General features: G+C 37.6%; 13 protein-coding genes. 7 read left to right on the top strand and 6 right to left on the bottom strand.

All coding sequences use genetic code 11. The annotated features are described in order from the left end of the window. Positions 1-39 precede the first annotated feature (39 nt). The 4 genes from P0M28_RS31015 to P0M28_RS31000 all read right to left on the bottom strand — a co-directional run bounded on the left by P0M28_RS31015 (position 40) and on the right by P0M28_RS31000 (position 3,772). Positions 40-1,506 (bottom strand): S1 family peptidase, encoded by a 1,467-nt coding sequence (locus P0M28_RS31015; protein ID WP_302211164.1) that lies wholly within the window; start codon positions 1,504-1,506, stop codon positions 40-42. A 116-nt stretch (positions 1,507-1,622) separates the two neighbouring features. Continuing rightward, positions 1,623-2,198 (bottom strand): trypco2 family protein, encoded by a 576-nt coding sequence (locus P0M28_RS31010; RefSeq protein WP_302211163.1) that lies wholly within the window; start codon positions 2,196-2,198, stop codon positions 1,623-1,625. Between the two features lie 262 nt (positions 2,199-2,460). Beyond that, positions 2,461-3,135, bottom strand: coding sequence for a hypothetical protein (locus tag P0M28_RS31005; protein ID WP_302211162.1), 675 nt, complete (start codon positions 3,133-3,135; stop codon positions 2,461-2,463). A gap of 19 nt (positions 3,136-3,154) precedes the next feature. Next, positions 3,155-3,772 (bottom strand): super-infection exclusion protein B, encoded by a 618-nt coding sequence (locus P0M28_RS31000; protein ID WP_302211160.1) that lies wholly within the window; start codon positions 3,770-3,772, stop codon positions 3,155-3,157. 308 nt (positions 3,773-4,080) lie between these two features. Here P0M28_RS31000 and P0M28_RS30995 point away from each other — a divergent pair, with 308 nt between their 5' ends. The 6 genes from P0M28_RS30995 to P0M28_RS30970 all read left to right on the top strand — a co-directional run bounded on the left by P0M28_RS30995 (position 4,081) and on the right by P0M28_RS30970 (position 6,860). After that, complete coding sequence (locus P0M28_RS30995) at positions 4,081-4,602, top strand: replication/maintenance protein RepL (protein WP_302211158.1); 522 nt, start codon at positions 4,081-4,083, stop codon at positions 4,600-4,602. Positions 4,603-4,885: 283 nt separating this feature from the next. After that, entirely contained in the window at positions 4,886-5,101 is a 216-nt protein-coding gene (locus P0M28_RS30990) for a hypothetical protein (protein WP_302211177.1), read from the top strand. A gap of 71 nt (positions 5,102-5,172) precedes the next feature. Continuing rightward, positions 5,173-5,811 (top strand): nucleotide-binding protein, encoded by a 639-nt coding sequence (locus P0M28_RS30985; protein ID WP_302211176.1) that lies wholly within the window; start codon positions 5,173-5,175, stop codon positions 5,809-5,811. A gap of 44 nt (positions 5,812-5,855) precedes the next feature. Continuing rightward, positions 5,856-6,083, top strand: coding sequence for a hypothetical protein (locus P0M28_RS30980; RefSeq protein WP_302211175.1), 228 nt, complete (start codon positions 5,856-5,858; stop codon positions 6,081-6,083). Between the two features lie 242 nt (positions 6,084-6,325). Beyond that, positions 6,326-6,679, top strand: a complete 354-nt coding sequence (locus tag P0M28_RS30975; protein WP_302211173.1) for a hypothetical protein — start codon at positions 6,326-6,328, stop codon at positions 6,677-6,679. Further along, a complete protein-coding gene (locus P0M28_RS30970; RefSeq protein ID WP_302211172.1) occupies positions 6,660-6,860 on the top strand; it encodes a glutathione S-transferase family protein in 201 nt (66 codons plus the stop codon). The genes P0M28_RS30975 and P0M28_RS30970 overlap by 20 nt, the downstream gene beginning before the upstream one ends. Positions 6,861-6,928: 68 nt before the next feature. On the opposite strand, the gene P0M28_RS30965 is transcribed toward P0M28_RS30970, so the two are convergent. After that, entirely contained in the window at positions 6,929-7,441 is a 513-nt protein-coding gene (locus P0M28_RS30965) for a hypothetical protein (protein ID WP_302211170.1), read from the bottom strand. 359 nt (positions 7,442-7,800) lie between these two features. Here P0M28_RS30965 and mobV point away from each other — a divergent pair, with 359 nt between their 5' ends. After that, positions 7,801-8,829: a MobV family relaxase gene (gene mobV / locus P0M28_RS30960; RefSeq protein ID WP_302211168.1), complete on the top strand. Its 1,029-nt coding sequence runs from the start codon at positions 7,801-7,803 to the stop codon at positions 8,827-8,829. Between the two features lie 191 nt (positions 8,830-9,020). Here the strand turns inward: mobV and P0M28_RS30955 are convergent, their stop codons facing one another. Beyond that, entirely contained in the window at positions 9,021-9,458 is a 438-nt protein-coding gene (locus tag P0M28_RS30955) for a hypothetical protein (RefSeq protein ID WP_302211166.1), read from the bottom strand.

The following is a 9,458-nucleotide window of genomic DNA, read 5'->3' as shown; positions in this document are numbered from 1 at the left end:
AGTATTGATATTTATAAATATATTTAGTTAAATTATTAATTAATATTTCAATCTCTTTTCTACCGTCCCCATCAACAACTTATGATCGTCAATCTGTATGTCTTTAGAGATTTCTTTTTCATTAAATACTTTTTCTAACATAAATTTCCAGTTCTCCTGTATCCAATCAGTCTTAAGCCCATTTTCCCATGACGAATAGTATGCTTCTAAAGCCTCATCATACCGTGACTGTCGTAGATATATATCGCCCAAAATAGCGTAACCTCCAGCTTTAAAAGCTTGAGTATCAGTGGATAATATAGATGCTATTGCTGACTGAGCAGCCTCACCAAATAAATCTTCACTCTGCACTGCATCATCTCTTTCACTTATTTTACCTAATTCAAAAGAAGCCAAGCTATAATCTTTGAACAAAGCAGATAAATAAGAACTGGAAATTCTTCTTTTCTCTGGAATGTCTTCCAGCTTAAGCCAGGTTGGAAGTATATCGCCCTCTTGTGATAGCATTATAAGCTGCTCAGAAACTGCCGAGGAACTATCACTGATATAATTATTAATACTTCTTTTCAATAAATTTCTAGCGACAGTAATATTACTATAAGCAGAATCATATTCGTTGAAAGCCAAATGTCTTTTTCCAACATTTAAATACGATCTTCCAATTTTCTCTGAAAAATATACCTTTAAGAAAAGCTTCGCTGCATCGTCTAACTTTCTATGCCAATAAGCATTCATAATAGGACAGTCAAACAATTTTTTACTATTAGAATAGCTTGACGACGACTTCTCAATTTTAATAGCCCATAGTATTAGATCTAAGTTTGATAAAGTTGATGTACCTGAAATTCCAGGAGCTAGATATCTTCTCATCTCATTAGAGCTTACTGTTCCTGCTTTTAGCCTATTATCAAGGTTTATTACCTGACTACTTAATTTCATTTTCCCAAAGAAAGGAAAAGCCAAAGCAGTAGGTATACAATGATATATTCTACTACCTTTCTTTTCTACAGATATACCTACAACCGAACCATTAGTTGATATTAAAGCACTACCACTATCACCAAAATAGGCTTGACCTAGAGCCTCAATATATCCATCGCTATTGTATTTACTAACTTCAACTGATTTAACATCAAACTCAAAATCTCCTAGCGAATAAGCAATCAAATAGCACTTCTCTCCTCGTTGTGGAAGCCTCAATTCTACATCAAGTTCAGTAAGAGAAGTAAGTATAAAGTCCTTAGAGCTTAAATCCAGAGGTTCAAGTAGTGCCAGATCGACACCATCCTCATTAGTATGATCTAAAACACGAAACTTTAAATTTGTATCATAGCCTTGTAGAGTTCCATTAATACCACTTTTAGAACCTTCTATCGCATTTTTAATAACATGATATGCAGTAATTACATAGCCATTTTCTTTATCAATAATAAAACCTGTTCCTGATTTACCACCACATTCAAGACGCAGTATTGAACGCGAGAACTGTTGTCTTACATGAGACAAACTTAATCCTGGAGCAGGCTCAAACTCTGGGCATAGCCTAGGGATCTGACCCTCAACAGCAAAAGTTACTAATTGAAAACAAATCAAAAACCTGTATACACACCACATAACGATAACTATTTACCGTAAGTGACACTAATCGTATGTATAGCCTTATTTTCCAGATTACCAGAAGCTTCAACAGTTACTGGAATAATATCAAACTCAACACCAACACCACCATTAGTCCCTCTTACGGTAACAAAATTGAGTTCAGTAGTAAATTCACTTAACTCTAATGGTGGCTCACCACTCTCCATATCTTGAATTGCTCTCGAAGTATTAATTATCAAGTCAGACAAATCCTTAGCAACGTTTTTCTCAGAAGATATTTCATCCTTAGAAAATGGCTTTGGTGGCACTAGTTTAATTTTCACTTTATGTGATTTCTCACTCGACCACTCTTTCCCAAACGAAAAAACAAGGATCTTAACTTTACCACCTTTTTTTATAGATTTAGTTGTCTGAAAAGTCATTTCAACTGATTTTAACTGAGGTATAGACTCTTCTGCCAATTCAGTTTGTACAATCATTAGTCCCTTCTGTATTTCAGAGACCACTAAATCTAGAGGAATATCATCTTCTTCTTGAGCAATTGAAAGTGAAGGAGCCAAAGAAAAAAGTAAAACTAGCGACATCAATAAATTATTCATGGCTTAAGGTTTGGTAGTTATAATTGATTATGGTAGGAAAGATATATTAATTTAATAAATTAGACAAAAGTAGTATCTATCGTCACTCTAAAACGGAAAATACTGAACTATCTGCCAAAAAGACTACCCAATCATAGGTATGCTTTGGGTAGCAAAATCCTTCAATTATTCTACTTGGTTAACATAAATAACATTATGGGACAGTCTGAACCTTGAGCGAGTGCAAGTTTTATAGAAATCTACAAAACTTTTTTCAGTGTCATTATTCACCTTTTTTTACCCTTTCCCATTCTGATTTCAAAATGTCTTTTGCTTCTGCAAGAATATTATTTTGAAGTCCAATAATATTATCAAATGAGATAGTAGTATCGGGATCTTTGTACTTCAAACAAGATTCATAAAAACTCTTAGTCAACCTAATTAAGGACTTATCTCTATGATCACTAGGATTAAGCATTAATTCAATTCTAGTAACTAGTACAGTAACCTTCCTTACGGCATCACTATCTTTTTCCGGCATTTGACTTAACAGCAATAAGTCAGTTCTAAACTCACTAATTAGATCTCTGAACTTCTCTATCCAACTAACTCTATTAGCTGATAATACAGATCTCCTAAATTCTTGATTGGCTATCTTTTCTGAAGCTTGTATCTGTTTACTAATCAGATTTTCAGAAGACATTATCTGCCTTTTATTTATAAGGGTGCTAGAAAAAAAAGCAACAAAAGCAACTACAATAGCAACAACGGAAGGTAAAACTTTATCCAGCCAAACTAGATTATTCCCTTGATCGTTAATACTCTCAATCTTATCCTCAAGTATAGAAATACGGGTTTTCAAACTATCAACAACAACTGGTGATAGTGAGTCAAGTTGAGCTGTAAGACAATCATTAGAAGTAAGGTAAACTAGAGTAAATACAATAATATACTTCATTTGATTAAAGAATTCAGAACTATAACCACCTCCTACGCTCTTCAAATTCAGTACGACTCCGTGCCCATTCAGGTCGTCTAGCTAAAATTCTCTCCTTTTCAGATTCAGGGATATTATCTAGGTTTTTGGGCAGATCAAGCATTTGAGAATCCAAATTTTCTAGGGCATATTCAGAAATAGTATAAGAGAAATATGCGCCATGCAGATAGACAGGACCAGTTGAAGAGGCTTGATAAATTATACCTTTATTGCTAAGACTAACAACAGTTTCATTAGGAAATGGCAGCTCTAGTGTATGTTTACCGTGAATAACAAGAAACTCTCTCAGCAATGCTTTTTCGTGCAAGTCCAAATTTTGAAGAGATCTCAAAATCTTCTTTTCAAGTTGATGCTTTAAATGTTCAGCTTGCAGTTTCCGGATAAACCAAACAATCAAAGCAACAACTAAGAATGACAATGATCCTGTAAAACCAAATCCCAAAAACTTTCCATATTCATTTTTGAATTCAGCAAGACTAAGTTGCTGCAGAAACTCATCTGGGACAAATAAAACAAACCCACAGAAGACACAAACTACAAATAGCAAGGTAGTTGGTGGTTTTTTTAAGTCTAATAGCTTAAGTAAAAAGTTTTCCATATTTAATTATCTTATCTAACCATCCTTCCGGTTCTATGCCTTAAAAACCTGAGCATTGATCTTACCTCGGCATAGAGAAAACAATGAAAAATTATCCTTACTACTAGATAAGAGTAACTATTATTGTCAGTGGACTTAATTGTATGTAATATGTTGATAATCAAAATATTAAAGTGAAAAAAGCATAAATAAAGTGTTATAATTTATTATAACGTCTGTGATAATAAATTATAACGTCTGTGATATTTTTTTTATAACACTTGCACCCAAAATATTATAACGGTATAATTACAAAAAAGATAACACTTATGGCAAAAAAAGCTAAGTCAGCTACGATTCGCAGCAACCAAGTAAAATATAAAGCTGTAGGTAAGTTGCCTTTGTACACACAGGGCGGAGAGCAAATAATGACCAATCTAGTAGACGTTGAAGTATCTCAGGATGTAAACTGGTTTAAAGTTTACATGGCAAATCTAGCAGGCATCTTAGACGTTGTTGGAAACCAAAAAATGACTGTATTTGGCTATATACTTGAGAATATAAATCGTGGCGATAATATGTTTTTAGGATCAATAAGAGAGACAGTTTCAAACCTTGAAGAAAAAGGCAAGCCTGTAAGCCATAAAACAGTAGCAGATACCTTTAAGCTTTTAAAGGAGACTGGATTTTGGGCGCAAGTAAGACCAGGTAACTATATAGTAAATGAGAAAATAGCAATGTACGGAAGTACTATGAAGAGAGGCTTCTTGATGATGCAATTCAAAGAAGCAGAAAGCAAAGAGCAAGCTGGACAGACTTCACTTTTTGACAAACAGCGTGAAGCAAGCTGAAAGGTTTTTTAAGGCATAGAACCGGAAGGATTGCACCAAAATATTCAAGATGCTACCCGAAACGGAAACGGGCAATGCGGAGGCGCAACCCGCCAGGGATAGGGTTAGCCCGGTTGGATAACACCATCCAGAGCTTGGCAACTGCTCTCAATAAGTTGTAAGAAGGCCTTAGCTAATTAAGGCTTTCTCTTTTTCCTTTTTTCAAAGCTTTAACGTTTCAAAGAAACACAGCTTCAAAGAAAATGTTGCTTGTGAAAAGAAAGAAAGGTACAAATGGAGAATTATGAAAGTCAAACCAAAAAGAAGCGGTGATACGGATTATGTGGTAGTGAGCGAATTACCCGATGAACAGAGGAACGAATTCTACCAGTGGTTAGAGGGACAGACTTCGCCAGTCGTTGAGCACGAAGAGCCTAAGCTTTGTGCGTACTACTGGGACTATGAACGGTGGTACCGCTACTGGTCAGGTGAGAGCTTGGTCGAACCCTTATGGGATTAGAAAATTATCCGCTGTAAATTGCTACCTTTGTTCACCGTATCAACGTTTCAAAGGAATAAAGTTTTAAAGGAATGACACTGATTTTAGGCGTAGTTAGTCAAAAAGGCGGTGTAGGCAAAAGTACTATAGCCCGTACAATTGCTAAAGCCTATGCTCAAGCTGAATGGAATGTACTCATTGCTGATCTAGATGTAAAGCAGGGAACTACCTTTGAATGGAACAGTAGAAGATTAGCAGCTAGTTTGAAACCTGAGCTACAGGTACAACAGTTTTCTTCGGTAGTCTCTACTCTTAAGCTAAAAGATAGCTACGATCTAATTGTATATGATGGTGCCCCTCACAGTACTTCAAATACGTTAGCAATTGCCCAACAAAGCAACTTAATCATTCTTCCTACTGGTGGTTCTTTAGATGATCTACGGCCACAGATTCGTTTAGCTCATGAACTAGTTAAGAAAGGGATTGACCGAAAACACATTGCTTTTGTACTTAGTCGGATAGATGCTAGTGAAGCGGAGCATACTGAAACAACTGATTACCTTTCTCAAACCCCTTACCAAATTATCAGTAGTTATATTCCAGAGAAACGAGCGTTCCGTAATGCACTGAACGAAGGAAAAACACTTACTGATACTAGCTTTAAATCTCTAAACCAGAAAGCAGAACACTGTATTCAAAGCATTATTGACTATGTGAGCAAAGTTTCATAGTTTCAACGAATCAAAGGAACAACGTTTTAAAGATACCTATGAATATGGCTGTTAACATTCCAAAAAAGGGGAAAAGCAAGTTAGGCGAAGCTCCTAGCGTAGAAGACAAAAGCAATAATAATCTTGAAACTCCTTCTCCTTCCAAAATGGTGAATATGGTTTTCACCGTTCCCTTCGAGTTTCGGCAAGAGTATAAAATGTTTGCCGTTAGCAAAGGAATATCTATGCTAGATGTTTTGAAGAAATCATTCGAAGAATACAAGCATAGATAAGCACTCCATAACGACAACCAAATAACATACTAGTGTGAATGAAAAATGACAGGAAGAAATTAACGCCAGAGAATGCAAAAGCAATCTATCTAAAAATGGTGACCCGAAAAGTTTGGTTACGTGAACACTTAGAAAATGGAGGTAAACTTTCTGATCTGCCAAAGGATGAATTCAGATTCGTCAAACCGTTGTGATCTATCTAAATATGGTGTTAAAAATCACCATAAATTATAGCTGAACGCATGAAGTTTATCGATATTGTCAGGGTTAACCTAGCCAACGTTATATCTTATAAAGACAAGGAGTATCATGTTGTGCTTACGGCCATGCACGCCGACCACTTTGCCGATACTTTTGGTAGTGATCCTTTGCACGATATTCGCACAGTAGATGCGTTACGTATACTATCACGTTCAGCAGCTACACCGCTGCCCCGGAAGAGAAATCGCCATGTTGCGCTAGGTAGACACAACCGAAGGATTTACAATACGTTTTTTAAGTTAGAACAGAATAGGCTATATTTATTATCAAGTTACCGATGTACGCGGCGTGACTGGATACAGACTTACGAATCTTATGAAAGCGAGAAAAAATAAAGAAGAGGATAAAATTTATGTAGATCCTATCCTGATTGAAGAAGGCTTCTTTGATGATGAGGAGGATTACGAAAAAACAATGAATGAGGTCTTTGATGCTCTGCGTAAAGCCACTGAAGAATTAGCGCATGAGAGAAAGAAGCAATCAGCTAAGCGTAAAACTGAGGATACTAAAGTTTAACTTGACAGTTCAAATCATAGGTGACCCGATCTAAAAAAGACCGGGTTTTTTGTTTTCAGTAATTAGCTCTATGCTATTTTACCAGTTTTTTTCAAAATGAATAAAACCACGATAAGCAGTATCCCAAGCCCAACAAATGAAAGTCCGCCAATTCTATCCATGTCACCACCAAGAATAAAATATAGTTGACCATTTCTATCGATATACTCTACCTGTCTATTTATTCTTGGGTCAGCATTTGATGGACTTTCATCAAAGTAAATATTGATATTATCACCAATCTTAAGCTCGCTAAACTTTTCAAATTCTGGTTTAATATCTCCTTCATCCTTACCAATAAATAGCTCGAATACTTGCGGGTAAGTATCAATCCCTAAGTACTTATATTTTCCTAAATGACGTTTAGGTAACTCCTCAAACGTATTACTAAGATAGATGATTGTTCCTTGAATATTCGGAACTTCTTCTTTTGTCCGAGTTCCTTGAAAATAGATATTTAATCCTAGCCCAATTATCACTACTGCACCGACAAGCGACTTTGCGAAAATTGGATAAGGTTCTTTCTTTATAGCTCGTTTCATATCATCAAAATTTGATATGTTATGCAGTACATAGGTGCTTACCCAATAAGCCTAAATAGGCTCAAACAAAAAAACCGAAACCCTTTCCCATCTTACACGATTTCTTGACTGACTTGCAGAACTCAACAAGGCTGCGTACCTTACCCGCCGCTTGGTAACTCTAGCAGAGGTATAGCTCACTAGACTTCGTACAGTCACTAACGTTCCTTTCCGAAATCTAGTGAGCAAAATGACCCTACTCGGGCCATTTTGACACGTACCTGGCTTACCCACCGAAACGGACAGCCTACAGCTGATGAAAACAAAAAGGAGAAAGAGTAACAAAAGGGAAAAGTAAGACAAATTAACTGATAAGAACTATGGGACAGTTTGCTGTATTTCACGCCATGAAAGGCAAAGGTAGTGGCGGTCAACTCGGCCGACATATCGACCGGATGCATCAGGTGAAGAACGCCGATCCGAGCCGAACCCACCTGAACCAGTACGCGGTATTGGGTAAGGAAGGGAAAGTCTATCTGCTGACTCATGAACAGTTTGCCGACCATCGACGCAAAGGAGACATTCCCGATATGTACACCTCAGTGAAGCAACGTATTACCGAAGGCTACCAGGGTAAGACCGCTATTCGGAAAGATGCCGTTCGATACGTGAACCTGATGCTATCGGGTAGTCCCGAGCAAATGAGCAAACTTGAACAGCAAGGTAAACTGACCGACTGGATGCAAGCAAACTATCGGTACGTGGCTAGTGAGTTCGGGAAAGAAAATATCGTTCGGTTTGCCATGCACCTGGATGAAAAGACCCCGCATATTCACGCTACCGTGGTGCCGCTTACGAAAGATGGTAGGCTCTCAGCTAAGGAATATCTGTTCGGGCACAAAGAGAAGCTGAGAGGCTTTCAGGATCGGTATGCTAAAGCGATGGAACCGTTTGGGTTAGAACGAGGATTGAAAGGCAGTCGTAGCAAGCACCAAACGACGAATCAATACTATCGACAGCAGGAACACGCGGTATCTCTGAATTTGCCTACTGTGAAGGCCAAGGAACGGCGTGGTATGCTCGGCTTGGGTCAGCGTGAAGAATACTACGAAATTGATAAGGCTTCGTTAGAGAGCTTTGTACGGGCTCAAAAAGAAGCAACGACTAGTGCCCAACAGAAAGTACAGATTAGCCAGCACGAAGAACAATCTACCCGGCGACGCGCCCGCCAGTGGCAAAAGCACGCCGAGCAGCTCGCCGATCATGTGGATGTACGGGATAAACTACTCAAACAGGTAGCGGAAGGGAAACGTACTCCTGAGCAGCTCAAAGAGCTACTAGACCAAGCGCAGCAGAACGTACAGCAGCGAAACCAACGTCGAAACCGGGGGCAAGGGTTAGGACTATAGAGATCGTTTAATAACGCTACGCTGAGTGCTTCCGTAGGCTAGCCAAAAGCAAAGGCAACTACTAACACTATCTGAACTAGTCGGCTGCTTTTACCTTTCCTACGAAAGGATTTTATACGTTGCTGTAATGTTTCTTATGTTTGACTGAATAACATAGCTCATACTAAATCTGCTCAATGCAAATATTGCCCTTATAAGGGTATTTGCTCTACACGCATATCATCTACTTTTACACCAAACTTCTTAAAAATATTAGAATGTAATTGTGATAAATATGCGTCCTTTTTTTCTTTATAAAAGTCCTTATCATACCAAGCAACCCCAAATCTCACAGTTAAATTATTTCTGATCGGTGATTGCCAATCATACATAACTAAAGAGTCAGGGACTCTACTAAGTCTATCATCAGAATCTTTTAGCACCTCCAAAAACTTTAATAGATCATCTTCATTTTCAAATGTGATTTCTGCTCGTGTTATAGCAACTCTTTGAAGCTCTTTCGAGCGTCTAAATTCTTCGCCAGTCATAATTCTTTCCCAACCTTCAATCTGGTAATGGGAGTCATTTTTCAAGGGTATTCCATCTGTCATTACCCCCAATACATCAACTAATTTTTTTGATTTTGCCAT

This window comes from Tunicatimonas pelagia, from assembly GCF_030506325.1.
GTDB classification, from domain to species: Bacteria; Bacteroidota; Bacteroidia; order Cytophagales; family Cyclobacteriaceae; genus Tunicatimonas; species Tunicatimonas pelagia.
This window is presented reverse-complemented; position numbering and strand designations above follow the sequence as displayed.